Raw genomic sequence first — 12,803 nt, forward strand, 5'->3', positions numbered from 1 at the left:
TAGAATTTTGATTTGATTAGCCTTAAGGGAAAGATTATTTTTCCTTAAGGCTATATATATTTATCCTTAAGGGAAATTATTTTTTTCCTTAAGGATAAATATCGTATCGCTGAAACCCGGAAAAACAAGGAGTTTTGCTTCTGTTTATTTTATTTTGAAAATTCTAAACATCTTTTATCTTTCCTTTTTTGGTTGATTGCATAACTATTTGTATTTTTGCAGCATGAAAAAGAAAAGTATCATATTATATATAGGTTGTTTGCTGGCTACACCTCTGTTTGCCCAGCAAAACAATTTGACGGCTGATTCCAAGGTTGATGATATAGCATTGCGCGATTCCAAGGCTCAGAACAAGGCGCTGCGCGATTCCCTGGCGGCAGCTACGAGTGTGCTTGCCTATCATCCTGACAGCATCGACCTGCGCCTGAAGAAGGCTGCGTGGAATATCCAGCTGGAACAGTGGAGTTATGCCAAGGATGACCTGGATAAGGTGTTGTTCCTCAATAATACCAATATCGCAGGTCTTTTCTACCGTGCATTCGTTAACGAAAAGCTTCTGCGCTATAACTTTGCCCGTCTCGATTATCAGAACCTTCTGGTTCTGGTGCCTGGTAACTTCCAGGCACAACTCGGTCTGGCGTTGTTGAATGAGAAGGACAAGCACTATACCGAGGCGTATGATGGCATCAACAATCTGATAGAGCAATATCCGGATAGTGCAACGGCTTATGCAGCACGTGGCGGTATGGAGAAGGAGCGTGGTCAGCTGGAACTTGCCGAGTATGATTACGCCAAGGCAATCTCCCTCGATGAGGATAATGCAGATTACCGCATCAACCGCATCGATCTCCTCATCATGCTCAACAGAAAGTTGGATGCCTATCGCGAACTGGAAGCCTTGCAGAAGAAGGGCGTTGCTCCTGGTCGTCTGCAAGACTTCTACCGCAGATTGCGTCGCAAGAAATAATCATTGATGAGCTGTGCTACCCGGATGACTTCCTCGTCTCTCATCGTAGAGTTGCAGGGAAGGCTCAGCTCCTGGCAGGCGATGTTCTGGGTAATCGGCAGTTGATAATGTCGAAGCTCAGGATATCCCAATTGTTCATTGGGTGGTATAGGGTAGTGTATCGCAGTTTCTACAGATTCATCCCTTAGAAACTCCCTCAGTCTCATTCTTTCTTCGGTCATGAAAGGGAAGATATGGAGTACATTGCTGAATGGATCTTCCAGTAATCTCTTCGGGATGCAGCGTTCCACGATGGCAGGGTGCAGATAATCCATATAGAGCATCGCCTTCCTGCATCTGGCGATATGCTCATCGTGGGGATGTCTCAGCTTTACATTGAGTACAGCTGCCTGAATCTCATCCATTCTGGAATTGATACCCTGATATTCAAAATCAAATCTGCTGGTTCTTCCATAATCGTGGAGGGCTCGGATAGCCTCTGCCAGCTCTTCGTCATCGGTTGTCACGGCACCCGCATCGCCCAATGCTCCCAGGTTCTTGCTTGGGTAGAAACTGTGGGCGCCGGCATCTCCTAGAGCACCCGTGTGGCAGATGCTTTTCTGGATGGCGTAATTGCTGATGATATCTATCTGGTCCTGATAGGTGATATTCTCGTCTATCTGATTTTGATAGGTGATATTTTCGTCTTCTTGATTCAGCTTTCTTCTGATAGCCTCTCGTGCAGAGCTGTTGACGTATCCGCATCCGAAAGCCTGTGCGTTGTCTTCGAATATCAGCAGATCGTTCTCCTTGCAGATCTCCTGGATTCTTTCCGTCCAGGCTAACTTGCCGTAGAGATGTACCAGCATGATGCCCCTGGTTTTATAGGAGATGTTGCTCTCTATGAGGTTCTCGTCGATTTGCAGTGTCTCTGGGTTGGGTTCTACGAGGATAGGAACCAGCCCCACACTCGTGATGGAAAGAATGGTGGCGATATAGGTGTTGGCTGGCACCAGAATCTCATCACCCTGGTGGAGCTTGCCAATAGCCATTTCTCCCATCAGAATCAGTTTGAGAGCATCCAGTCCGTTACCGCATGATATGCAGTACTCGGTGCCGATGAAAGTGGCATAATTCTTCTCAAACTGCTTCACGCATCTTCCCTGTAAGTACCATCCGCTACTTACTACCTGATTGATTTCCTTCTTGATCTCTTCTTCGTATGGGGCATTGATAGCCTTCAGGTCAAGATACTTGATGGCTTTCTTTTCGTTTTCTGTTTCCATTTCCTTTATTTTTGATGAATAGTAAGAAGCAGGGAATGCTTGGTGCTATGGGTTATTCTACTTCTACAGCCTTCTTTCAGGATAAGAGCCTGATTGGGATGATTGAGCGTGATGGTCCTTGCAGATGGCTGGCTATCTATAACCTGGATGGTGATTTCTCCAGCCAGTGCAATCAGCATCACAGGACTTTCTCCCAGTTCCATGGGGGTCTCGGGCTGTATGGCGCCAAGATGAATCCATTTCATTCTCTTGATATCAAATGGGATATGGGTATTTTCCTCGGCGACGGTAAGGCTGCCGCGAGGATCATATATCTTGGGAAGTTCTATGATTTCTATTTTCTTCATATATATTAGAACGCAGGATAGCGGGCGATATTGTATGGATTGAAAGGAAAAAAGTAAGTTATTGGAAAAATAGGGGGGATATAAAAAAGTAAAGAGCAGCTATCTTCTCAGACAACTGCTCTACATTCAATAGGTATTAGTCTTCTTTAAGGTAAAAAGATTGTATTCAGGATAACGTGTGCAAAGGTAGCAAAAATATTTGGTTTAAAAAAATAAATTCTAAACTATTTTTAAAAAAAATGCTTTTTTCTTCAATTTGCGCTGTTTTTCTTTTGTTTTTCCCCATCAATTCTACATTTATTTAATTAATAACTAGTGTGAATGGGATTCAATAGGGAAGATATGGAAAACAAAAAAGGAAACCCTTTTTTAAAGGATTTCCTTTTTGCGAGGTGTCTAGCGGAGTCGAACCGCTCTACACGGTTTTGCAGACCGTTACCTAACCGCTCGGTTAAGACACCTTGTAGAGTTTTTTGTTTGCAAACACCTGATAGGTGTTTGATAAAACTTTCGAGGTGTCTAGCGGAGTCGAACCGCTCTACACGGTTTTGCAGACCGTTACCTAACCGCTCGGTTAAGACACCTTGTAGAGTTTTCTGTTACCATTTCTGATAAGCGAGTGCAAAGGTACTACTTTTTTTTGAATCCACCAAATCTTTCCGCATCTTTTTTTCGAAAAACATTCGATTTTTTCAAAAATATTCATTTCAGAGTCTATTTTTTCCCTTCTTCTTGCACTGTTCATAAAAAGCGCAACCACTGCACTGGTAGTTGCCATCCTTGCATTTGTTTGCCTGTTGCAACGATTTATAAATACGAAAGGCGGCATACAGAATGCATACCGCCAGTATCGTTGCAATGATGGTGTATTGTATCATCATTTTCTTTTAGAGTTTAAAAATCCCTCTTTAACCTACGGCATTGTAGCCATTGGTAGAGTTCTTACGCATAATGTCGCGGATGTTCATCTCCTTGAAACCCTCGGCACGCTTCTGCTCCTCCAACTCTTTCTCTTCCTCGATATCCTTCTCGGAACGGGTAAAGGTGAAGGTCTTGTACTTAAATTCTGCGATAGCCCAACCTACGAGTGCTACCACGATTAATGCGAATAATCCTACTACTGCGTTCATTTCTTTCTCCTTATTATATAATAATGTATATTTTAATAATCGTCATCAGCTACGTCTTCTGCGTCATCGAGTCCCAGGTTCTCTGGATCCTCGAAGGTAGTACGGTAGCTTTCCTCGGTGAGCTTGTCGTCATCGAATGCATCATCGTCCTCATCTGGATCATTGTAGTGATCCTCAATCTCTGGTGCATCCTCATCGTCTTCGTCACGGTCCAGCAGGTCTTCGTCGCGGTCCATGTCTTCATCCATAAACTTCATGCGGATCTTCTCCTGCTTTGGCTTCTCCTTGGCAAAGATAGCCTCTACCCAGGTGCCCTTTGGTACTACGAGTACTTCGTAGTCATCAGCAATCTTCTTCTCGTAGAGACCACCTGGTTTCTTGAGGCGGTCCTTTGGAAGGGTAGTGGTACTGATGTCGAAACCGCTCTCGATGATGTCCTTGATGCTCTGAGACAGACTATCCCAGCCACCGCCAAAGTTACGCTCCAGCACTTCGATGAGCTTGGTAGCAGTTATATGGCCGATGTTCTCATAGGTGAGGTCAGTCACACGCATGATAGGACGCTTCTTGATGGCATACTTCTCGTTCTTGTCGTCGATACGGAAGGTACCGATCTTGAAGCCACGGTCTATCAACTTATCGAGCACTTCAGTACGGTCAATCTTGACTGGCTCAATCTCGAAAGCACTACGAATGATGTCGAGGTATCTACGCTGATTGTCCTTCAGGTCGTTGTCTTTCTCGGCAGCTTCCCAGAGACGGAAAACATCATTCTCCTGGAGATCCCAGACACTGCTCTTGGTCAATGTCTTGAGGGTGATATTTTTTTCATTTTTCATTGTTGTACGTATTTTGATTGCAAAAGTAAGTACTTCTTTTTATATATCCAAATTTTCGAGCTTATTTTTTTGCTTTTATGCATTTTTTTTCTTTTATCCTAAAAACTTATGCGTGTTTCGTTTTTTTTCATTACCTTTGTGGCGAAAAAATAATTGATATGAGTGAACCATTAGCTGAAAGAATGAGACCTCGCTCGCTCGCCGATTATGTCGGACAGAAGCATCTGGTAGGCGAGGGTGCCGTGCTGCGCAAGATGATAGACGCAGGGCGCATATCCTCTTTTATTCTCTGGGGACCTCCGGGAGTGGGCAAGACTACTTTGGCGCAGATAGTAGCCCAAACCCTGAAGGTCCCTTTCTACACCCTTTCTGCCGTTACCAGTGGCGTAAAGGATGTGCGCGAGGTGATAGAGAGAGCGAAGAGTGGCAGATTCTTCAATTCTGCTTCTCCTATCTTGTTTATTGATGAGATTCATCGCTTCTCCAAGAGTCAGCAGGACTCTCTGCTGGGGGCGGTGGAGAAGGGTATTGTCACCCTGATTGGTGCTACCACGGAAAATCCCTCTTTCGAGGTGATCCGTCCGCTCCTTTCCCGTTGCCAGCTCTATGTGCTCAAACCGTTGGAGAAGGAAGACCTGGAGGGGCTCCTGCAGCGTGCCATCACCGAGGATGTGGAACTCAAGCAGAAGAAGATAGAGTTGAAGGAAACCGCTGCCATGCTCCGCTTCAGTGGCGGTGATGCCCGGAAACTGCTCAATATCCTGGAACTGGTGGTGGAATCTGCAGGCAGCGATGAAGTGGTTATCACCGATAAGATGGTAGAGGAACAGTTGCAGCAGAATCCGCTGGCTTATGATAAGCAGGGCGAGATGCATTATGACATCATCTCTGCCTTCATCAAGAGTATTCGAGGCAGTGACCCTGATGCGGCGCTCTACTGGATGGCGCGTATGATAGAGGGCGGCGAAGATCCGCAGTTTATCGCCCGGAGAGTGGTGATCAGTGCAAGCGAGGATGTGGGGCTGGCGAATCCGAATGCGCTCCTGCTGGCGAATGCAGCCTTCGATACGGTGATGAAGATAGGCTGGCCTGAGGCAAGGATTGCACTTGCCGAAGCGGTGGTGTATCTGGCTACCAGTCCGAAGAGCAACAGTGCATATCTGGGAATCAATGACGCCATTGCCACGGTGAAGCAGACCGGTAATCTGCCTGTGCCGCTGCATATCCGCAATGCACCTACCAAACTGATGAAAGACCTGGGCTATCATGATGGCTATAAATATCCTCACGATTATCCGGGACATTTCACCGAACAGCAATATCTACCTGATGAGCTGAAAGACGCCAGATTCTGGCATCCGCAGCATTCTCCTTCAGAAGAACGACTCTATAACTGGATGGTTACCTGCTGGGGAGAAAGATTCAAGAACTGCTAGGCGTTCCGACGGATTTGCAATCTTACCTGTTGGGGGTAGCCGTTCCGACGGATTTGCAATCCGTCGTTAAAAAATGTTCGACCTTTTAAAACCGGGGGATTTGAAATCCCCCACATCAAATAATTTATTACGAGAAAATGACTATTCATCAAGACCCGGAACTAGTGATGACACTCCAGAGCGTCATCGAGTTCATTGGAACCTTTGCATTTGCCCTTTCGGGCATCAGACTTGCCGCCAGCAAGCATTATGATTGGCTGGGCGGATTTGTGTGTGGTGTGGCTGTAGCTATCGGAGGCGGAACCATCCGCGACGTGATGCTGGGCTTGAATCCTTTCTGGATGTCGAGTCCTATCTATCTTCTGTTTACGTTCTTGGCCCAACTGGTGGTAATTGTGTGCCATCATTATCTGAAGCGTCTGGACAATACCTGGTTTCTTTTCGATACCCTCGGTTTGGCGCTTTTTAATATCGCCGGAATCCAGAAGACCCTCGATTGTGGTTTCCCATTCTGGGTAGCTATCATTATGGGATGTATCACGGGCTCCTTTGGGGGAGTGATCCGCGATGTGCTTCTCAACGAGGAACCGGTTATCTTCCGCAAGGAGATCTATGCAATGGCTTGTGTGTTGGGCGGTCTGGTTTACTGGGCATTCAGCTATCTGGGCTTGAGCCTCTATGTTACAGTGATTGCCTCCTTCCTCACCGTCTGCATCATCCGCCTGCTCGCCGTGAAATACCATATCTCGCTGCCTACGCTGCGTGATGAGGAGGATAAGAAAGAATAATTTAGAATGAAACAATAACATTAAACGATAAACACTAATTAATGAGAAGAGAGAAAATCTTAGGAATGTTGATTTTGGCGATGATGCTGATGTTTCAGACTTCATCCCTGATGGCACAGAACAAACGTGAATTCCGTGGCGCCTGGATCCAGTGTGTCAACGGACAGTATTTGGGTAAATCAACCCAGCAGATCCAGTCGATGCTCACCAAGCAACTTGACGAATTGCAGAAGGATGGCGTGAATGCCATCATCTTCCAGGTACGTGCCGAATGTGATGCCCTTTATCAGAGTGATCTTGAACCTTGGAGCAAGTTCCTCACCGGTGTCCAGGGCAAGGCTCCATCGCCTTATTGGGATCCGCTGGAGTGGATGGTTGAGCAGTGTCATCAGCGTGGAATGGAGATTCATGCCTGGATCAATCCTTATCGTGCCAAGCATGGTTCTACCTCGTTCTCCCAGGTATCATCCCAGAGCGTGGTGAAGAAGCATCCGAACCTCTGTTTCAACTATGATAATCTCGTGCTTCTCAATCCGGCACTTCAGGAGGCTGCAGATTATACCTGTCAGGTGGCTGCTGATATCGTGAGCCGTTATGATATCGATGGTTTTCATATCGACGACTACTTCTATCCTTATCCGGTAGCTGGCAAGCAGATTCCTGATCAGCAGATGTATGCAGCCAATCCTCGTGGATTCCGTAATATCGGCGATTGGAGAAGAGATAATGTGAGCCGGTTCGTCAAGCAGTTGGGTGAAACCATCCATCGTGTCAAGCCTTGGGTGAAGTTCGGCGTTTCTCCTTTCGGTATCTATCGCAACCGGAAAAACTCTCCGATCGGATCTCAGACTTTCGGTCTTCAGAACTATGATGATCTCTATGCAGATGTTCTCCTCTGGGTAAACAATGGCTTCATCGATTACTGTGTGCCTCAGATCTATTGGGAGATAGGTAACAAGGCGGCAGATTACAAGACCCTCATCCAGTGGTGGAACAAGTATGCTGGCAACCGTCCTCTTTATATAGGTGAGGATATCGAGCGTACGGCGAAGTTTGCCGATCCTACAAATCCGAAGAGTCATCAGCTGCCAGCCAAGCATCGCCTTCACCAGCAGATGAATAATGTACAGGGCACTGTGCTCTGGTATGCCAAGACTGCAGCAGACAATGTTGGCAACATCGGACATACTCTGCGCGATTATTACTGGAAATATCCTTCGCTTCCTCCATTGATGCCGTTCCTCGACGATAAGGCGCCAAAGGGTGTGAAGAGTCTGAAGATGGAGTGGACAGAGAAGGGACCACTGCTTACCTGGAAGGCTCCAAAGGCAAAGAAGAAGAAATGGGGCGATGTAGCCAACCGTTTTGCCATCTACCGTTTTGAAAAGGGAGCGCCTGTGAATCTCAATGATGTCTCCGCTCTCCAGGCTGTTGTTTACGATACTACCTATCCGATACCATACGTAAAGGATCAGAAATATACCTATGTCGTTACTGCACTCGATCGCGTAGGTAATGAGAGTAAGGCTAAGAAGAAAACCGTTTCGCTTTAGGCGAAGCGGTTTTTCTTGTTTCTGTCATTCTGATTCAGAGCGGTTTTTCTTGTTAAAAGCCTGGAATTGTACCTTTATCCATAAAAAAACACTAAAAAGATTCAGTATCTCAAATTTTATTTGTACTTTTGCAGAGTCATTTCAGCGTTCCATTTGTTTTCTAATGCAACACTAAGATGAATGGAGTGCTGATTTGAGAGAATTGCTGAGAAAACTAGATGTTGATCAGAACCTAATTAATTATTACTAACAGTAAGTGTTGCTAACTTTAGGGATGAAAATTAAGAGTTTTTTAATGGCAGCCTTGGCGGCATTTTCTTTGTCGGCTAGTGCTCAGTCTTTGTCTCCAGGCACCAAGTGGCATTGGGACAAGGGTACAATCGTTGTGGAGACACCAGAGCGTCCTGCAGGACAGCAGAATGTTTTGGGATTGACGGCTCCTAAGTTGAAGACAGTACGTGTGGGCTTTGTCGGTCTCGGTATGCGTGGTCCTTGGGCAGTAATGCGTTTCTGCCACATTCCAGGTGTAGAGATCGTTGCCTTGTGCGATTACGAGGAGGCTCGTGCAGAGAAATCACAGGAGTACTTGCGCAAGCAGGGCTTGAAGCCTGCTGACATCTATAGCGGTGAGAAGGGTTATGAGGCTTTGTGCAAGCGTTCTGACATCGACCTGGTTTATATCGCAGCCGACTGGAATCACCATTTCCCAGTTGCCAAGTTTGCGATGGAGAATGGCAAGCATACAGCCATCGAGGTTCCTAGTGCCATGAATCTGGATCAGTGCTGGAGCCTGATCAACTTGAGCGAGCAGACTCGCAAGCATTGCTTCATCTTGGAGAACTGCTGCTACGACTACTATGAGATGAATGCGCTGGCTATGGCTCAGGATGGCGTTTTCGGTGACATCATCCGTGCTGAGGGTGCTTATATCCACTGTCTCGAGGACTTCTGGGATGCTTACTGGAAGGATCCGGCTGACAATGACAAGGACAACCTCCACTGGCGTATGAAGTATAACATGGAAAACCGTGGTGATGTTTATCCTACTCACGGCTTGGGTCCTGTTGCTCAGTGCCTGAATATTCACCGTGGCGACCGCTTCACAACGCTCGTTGCCATGGATACAGAGTCTTTCGTGGGTAAGGACTGGGTGAAGAACAAGAGCGGCAAGGAGTGCAAGGAGTTCCGCAATGGTGACCATACTACTACCTTGATGCGTACAGCCAAAGGTAAGGTGGTGGAGATTCAGCACAACGTGATGACTCCTCAGCCATACAACCGTCTGTTCAAGCTCACTGGTACCAAGGGTTATGCTACCAAGTATCCTACAGAGGAGTTTGCACTCTCTGGCGAGGCGCTCAAGGGTATAGGTGCTCCTCAGATGGATAACCTCAATGCTCATGGTTTCATGAACAAGGAGCAGAAGGAAGCTTTGATCAAGAAGTATTATCACCCTATCTTGAAGAAGTATGGTGAACTGGGCCGTCAGATGGGTCATGGTGGTATGGACTTCATTATGGACTCTCGTCTGGTTTACTGCTTGCAGAATGGTTTGCCATTGGATATGGATGTTTATGATTTGGCAGAGTGGTGTTCTTTGGCTGAGTTGGGTGCTCTTTCTATGGACAACAACAGCGCTGCCGTTACCTTCCCAGACTTCACCCGTGGTTTCTGGAACAAGCAGGATGGTTACAAGCATCAATATGCTTCTCCTGAGGCTGAGGCTGCTACAGAGGCTGCCGCTGCTGCTTATACCAAGTCACAGAAGGAGGCTACTGCTAAGTTCAAGTTGTGGAACCTTTATGATGCTGTAGCTGCTGCCAAGAAGGCTAATAATGCCAAGGCTTTGAAGTCGGCTACTGCTAAGTACAACAAGGCTGTAGCTGCTGCCAAGAAGGCAATGAATGCAAAGAAGTAATATCAACTCCCCATAAAAAATCAATCCCGGCTCTGAGATTCTAACGATGAATCTCGGAGCCGGGATTAATTTTTTGTTAAATTCTCGGAAAAACTTGGTCGTTTCGTGTATTTGATGTATATTTGCAAATCATAAGATAAGTATTTCTTGCAAATAGAATATATAACTTAAGAGAAGATAGAAAATGAAACGGATTAAGGTTTTAGTTTTTAGTATGTTGGCTGCCATGATGCTTGCATCTTGCGGTACAACGCAGAAGGTGCCTCTTACGGGTCGCACCCATCGCATCTCTGTCTCAGATGCACAGGTGTTGAGCTTGTCTAATCAGGAATATACCAAGTACATGGCTTCGGCTAAGAAATCTACCAATGCAGCGAAGACTGCGCAGGTGGTAAGAGTAGGAAAGCGACTGGCTGCTGCCGTGGAAACTTATCTCAAGGAGAACGGATACGCCAATGATCTGCAGAACTATTCCTGGGAATTCAACCTCGTTCAGGACAACAGTGTGAATGCCTTCTGTATGCCTGGCGGAAAGATTGTGGTATATGAGGGCTTGCTCCCAGTGGCTTCCAGCGATAACTCGCTTGCCATCGTACTGGGTCATGAGATAGCACACGCTGTGGCTAAGCATAGTGCCGAGCAGCTTTCCAAGGCTCAGAACCAGCAGGTAGGTACCAGCATTCTGAGCGGTGTGCTGAATCAGGCTGTAGGTAATGGAGTGGGAGATCTGGCGGGTGCCGTAGCCGGACAGTATTTCTCCTTCCGCAATCTGAAGTATTCGCGTGAAAACGAAACAGAAGCCGACTATATGGGCCTGATCTTTGCTGCGATGGCAGGCTACGATCCTCAGCAGGCTATACCTTTCTGGGAACGTATGGCTGAGGCTTCGGGCAATCAGGGCAAGAGTGATATTTTCAGCGATCACCCTTCCGATGCCAAGCGTATTGCTGCCTTGAAGGCGGCGATGCCTACTGCGCTGAAGTATTACAAGCCTCAGGGAAAGACTTCCGTATCTACTACTAAGAAAACGGGCGTCAAGACCATCAAGGCTAGCTCGCTGATGAAGAAATCAACTAAAAAATAACGATATGATGGAATATATCTCTCAAAACCTCTGGCTATTTTGGACAGTCATCATGTTCATCTGCCTCATCCTGGAGTTGTCTTCCGGCGACTTCTACGTGACTTGTTTTGCCATCGGTGCGCTCATCAGCATACCAGTGGCTGTGATGGATGCTCCGTTCTGGGTTCAGGTAGTGGTCTGGGCGGTATGTTCCGTACTCAGTATCCTGTTGATCCGTCCGCATCTGGTAAAGGCTATCCATAGGGGAGCCGATCATCGGGAGAGTAATTCCGATGCCCTTGCCGGACAGATAGGCGAGGTGAGTGAAACCATCGTTGCCGGTGGGTATGGAAGAGTGAAGCTCGATGGTGATGACTGGAAGGCAGAAGCTCCGGGCGCTGCTGGTGATATCGCCAAGGGCACCCGTGTAAGAGTGATGGGTCACCAGTCTATCATTCTCCAGGTAGAGAAGTGCTAGCTTCTTTCATATTTCAGAAAAAGTGTCAGTTCAGTAGTATTCACTTAATATAGTAAACATCATGGAAATAGGACTTTATGTATTGATTGCTCTAGTGCTGCTTGCACTGGTAGTGGTAAAGAAAACCATCGTGATCATTCCTCAGAGTGAGACCAGAATCATCGAGCGGTTGGGTCGCTATTATGCTACCCTGAAGCCAGGTATCAACATTATCATTCCTTTCATCGACCAGGCCAAGACCATCGTGGCGATGCGTAGAGGAAGCTATACTTATACCAGCAGCATCGACCTTCGTGAACAGGTTTATGATTTCGACCGTCAGAATGTGATTACCAAGGATAATATTCAGATGCAGATCAATGCACTGCTTTATTTCCAGATTGTAGATCCTTTCAAGAGTGTTTATGAAATCAACAATCTGCCTAATGCGATAGAGAAGTTGACTCAGACTACCCTGCGTAACATCATCGGTGAGATGGAGCTCGACCAGACACTTACCTCCCGTGACACCATCAACACCAAGCTCCGTGCGGTGCTCGACGATGCCACCAACAAGTGGGGAATCAAGGTAAACCGTGTAGAGTTGCAGGATATCACTCCTCCTGAGAGTGTGCTCCAGGCGATGGAGAAGCAGATGCAGGCAGAGCGTAACAAGCGAGCTACCATCCTTACTTCAGAAGGTGAGAAGGAGAAGCAGCGTCTGCTCTCCGAAGGTGAAAAGGCGGCGATTGTCAACAAGGCTGAGGCTGCCAAGCAGCAGGCAATTCTGAGAGCTGAAGGTGAGGCTACCGCCCGCATCCGCAAGGCTGAGGCTGAGGCCATCGCCATCCAGAAGATTACCGAAGCCGTAGGACAGAGTACCAATCCTGCCAACTATCTGCTGGCACAGAAATACATTACCATGATGCAGGAAGTGGCTCAGGGTAAGGATAATAAGGTGGTTTATCTGCCATACGAGGCTACCAACCTCCTGGGATCCATCGGTGGCATCAAGGATTTGTTTAACAGTAAGTAAACTA

Annotated in this window: 12 protein-coding genes and 2 tRNA genes; 8 read left to right on the plus strand and 6 right to left on the minus strand. The window is 46.8% G+C overall.

The genetic code is table 11. The annotated features are described in order from the left end of the window. The first annotated feature begins 223 nt into the window (after positions 1-223). Positions 224-967, plus strand: a complete 744-nt coding sequence (locus CFT61_RS00255) for a hypothetical protein (RefSeq protein ID WP_089542502.1) — start codon at positions 224-226, stop codon at positions 965-967. Here CFT61_RS00255 and CFT61_RS00260 read toward each other — a convergent pair. The 6 genes from CFT61_RS00260 to CFT61_RS00290 all read right to left on the minus strand — a co-directional run bounded on the left by CFT61_RS00260 (position 940) and on the right by CFT61_RS00290 (position 4,548). After that, positions 940-2,232: a DegT/DnrJ/EryC1/StrS family aminotransferase gene (locus tag CFT61_RS00260; RefSeq protein WP_089542503.1), complete on the minus strand. Its 1,293-nt coding sequence runs from the start codon at positions 2,230-2,232 to the stop codon at positions 940-942. The two genes, CFT61_RS00255 and CFT61_RS00260, sit on opposite strands and share 28 nt — an antisense overlap. 5 nt (positions 2,233-2,237) lie before the next feature. Beyond that, positions 2,238-2,579, minus strand: a complete 342-nt coding sequence (locus CFT61_RS00265; RefSeq protein ID WP_089542504.1) for a sugar 3,4-ketoisomerase — start codon at positions 2,577-2,579, stop codon at positions 2,238-2,240. Positions 2,580-2,969: 390 nt separating this feature from the next. Next, positions 2,970-3,040 (minus strand) — tRNA-Cys (locus CFT61_RS00270). A 52-nt stretch (positions 3,041-3,092) separates the two neighbouring features. Then, a tRNA-Cys gene (locus CFT61_RS00275) sits at positions 3,093-3,163 on the minus strand. A gap of 324 nt (positions 3,164-3,487) precedes the next feature. Next, positions 3,488-3,709 carry a hypothetical protein gene (locus CFT61_RS00285; RefSeq protein ID WP_089542506.1) on the minus strand — a complete coding sequence of 74 codons (222 nt, stop codon included), beginning with the start codon at positions 3,707-3,709 and terminating at the stop codon, positions 3,488-3,490. A 32-nt stretch (positions 3,710-3,741) separates the two neighbouring features. Beyond that, positions 3,742-4,548, minus strand: a complete 807-nt coding sequence (locus CFT61_RS00290; RefSeq protein WP_089542507.1) for a hypothetical protein — start codon at positions 4,546-4,548, stop codon at positions 3,742-3,744. A 158-nt stretch (positions 4,549-4,706) separates the two neighbouring features. Between CFT61_RS00290 and CFT61_RS00295 the strand changes: the two genes are divergently transcribed. The 7 genes from CFT61_RS00295 (at position 4,707) to CFT61_RS00325 (ending at position 12,799) form a co-directional block, all read left to right on the plus strand. Then, positions 4,707-5,984 carry a replication-associated recombination protein A gene (locus CFT61_RS00295; RefSeq protein WP_089542508.1) on the plus strand — a complete coding sequence of 426 codons (1,278 nt, stop codon included), beginning with the start codon at positions 4,707-4,709 and terminating at the stop codon, positions 5,982-5,984. A 137-nt stretch (positions 5,985-6,121) separates the two neighbouring features. Beyond that, on the plus strand, positions 6,122-6,772 hold the full coding sequence (locus tag CFT61_RS00300; RefSeq protein WP_089542509.1) for a trimeric intracellular cation channel family protein: 651 nt from the start codon (positions 6,122-6,124) through the stop codon (positions 6,770-6,772). A 41-nt stretch (positions 6,773-6,813) separates the two neighbouring features. Continuing rightward, on the plus strand, positions 6,814-8,325 hold the full coding sequence (locus tag CFT61_RS00305) for a glycoside hydrolase family 10 protein (RefSeq protein ID WP_089542510.1): 1,512 nt from the start codon (positions 6,814-6,816) through the stop codon (positions 8,323-8,325). A gap of 274 nt (positions 8,326-8,599) precedes the next feature. Then, a complete protein-coding gene (locus CFT61_RS00310; protein ID WP_089542511.1) occupies positions 8,600-10,243 on the plus strand; it encodes a Gfo/Idh/MocA family protein in 1,644 nt (547 codons plus the stop codon). A 184-nt stretch (positions 10,244-10,427) separates the two neighbouring features. After that, positions 10,428-11,327: a M48 family metallopeptidase gene (locus tag CFT61_RS00315; protein ID WP_089542512.1), complete on the plus strand. Its 900-nt coding sequence runs from the start codon at positions 10,428-10,430 to the stop codon at positions 11,325-11,327. Between the two features lie 4 nt (positions 11,328-11,331). Further along, positions 11,332-11,784: an NfeD family protein gene (locus CFT61_RS00320; protein WP_089542513.1), complete on the plus strand. Its 453-nt coding sequence runs from the start codon at positions 11,332-11,334 to the stop codon at positions 11,782-11,784. A gap of 61 nt (positions 11,785-11,845) precedes the next feature. Beyond that, entirely contained in the window at positions 11,846-12,799 is a 954-nt protein-coding gene (locus CFT61_RS00325; protein ID WP_089542514.1) for an SPFH domain-containing protein, read from the plus strand. Positions 12,800-12,803 lie beyond the last annotated feature (4 nt).

The sequence above is a fragment of the Segatella copri genome, from assembly GCF_002224675.1.
Lineage (GTDB): Bacteria > Bacteroidota > Bacteroidia > Bacteroidales > Bacteroidaceae > Prevotella > Prevotella copri_U.

Bases quoted from the DNA above. Each gene is read 5' to 3' on its own strand.
- CFT61_RS00290 (WP_089542507.1), bottom strand. From the start codon at position 4,548: ATGAAAAATGAAAAAAATATCACCCTCAAGACATTGACCAAGAGCAGT.
- CFT61_RS00320 (WP_089542513.1), top strand. From the start codon at position 11,332: ATGATGGAATATATCTCTCAAAACCTCTGGCTATTTTGGACAGTCATC.
- CFT61_RS00255 (WP_089542502.1), top strand. From the start codon at position 224: ATGAAAAAGAAAAGTATCATATTATATATAGGTTGTTTGCTGGCTACA.
- CFT61_RS00285 (WP_089542506.1), bottom strand. From the start codon at position 3,709: ATGAACGCAGTAGTAGGATTATTCGCATTAATCGTGGTAGCACTCGTA.
- CFT61_RS00260 (WP_089542503.1), bottom strand. From the start codon at position 2,232: ATGGAAACAGAAAACGAAAAGAAAGCCATCAAGTATCTTGACCTGAAG.
- CFT61_RS00305 (WP_089542510.1), top strand. From the start codon at position 6,814: ATGAGAAGAGAGAAAATCTTAGGAATGTTGATTTTGGCGATGATGCTG.
- CFT61_RS00325 (WP_089542514.1), top strand. From the start codon at position 11,846: ATGGAAATAGGACTTTATGTATTGATTGCTCTAGTGCTGCTTGCACTG.
- CFT61_RS00300 (WP_089542509.1), top strand. From the start codon at position 6,122: ATGACTATTCATCAAGACCCGGAACTAGTGATGACACTCCAGAGCGTC.
- CFT61_RS00295 (WP_089542508.1), top strand. From the start codon at position 4,707: ATGAGTGAACCATTAGCTGAAAGAATGAGACCTCGCTCGCTCGCCGAT.
- CFT61_RS00315 (WP_089542512.1), top strand. From the start codon at position 10,428: ATGAAACGGATTAAGGTTTTAGTTTTTAGTATGTTGGCTGCCATGATG.
- CFT61_RS00265 (WP_089542504.1), bottom strand. From the start codon at position 2,579: ATGAAGAAAATAGAAATCATAGAACTTCCCAAGATATATGATCCTCGC.
- CFT61_RS00310 (WP_089542511.1), top strand. From the start codon at position 8,600: ATGAAAATTAAGAGTTTTTTAATGGCAGCCTTGGCGGCATTTTCTTTG.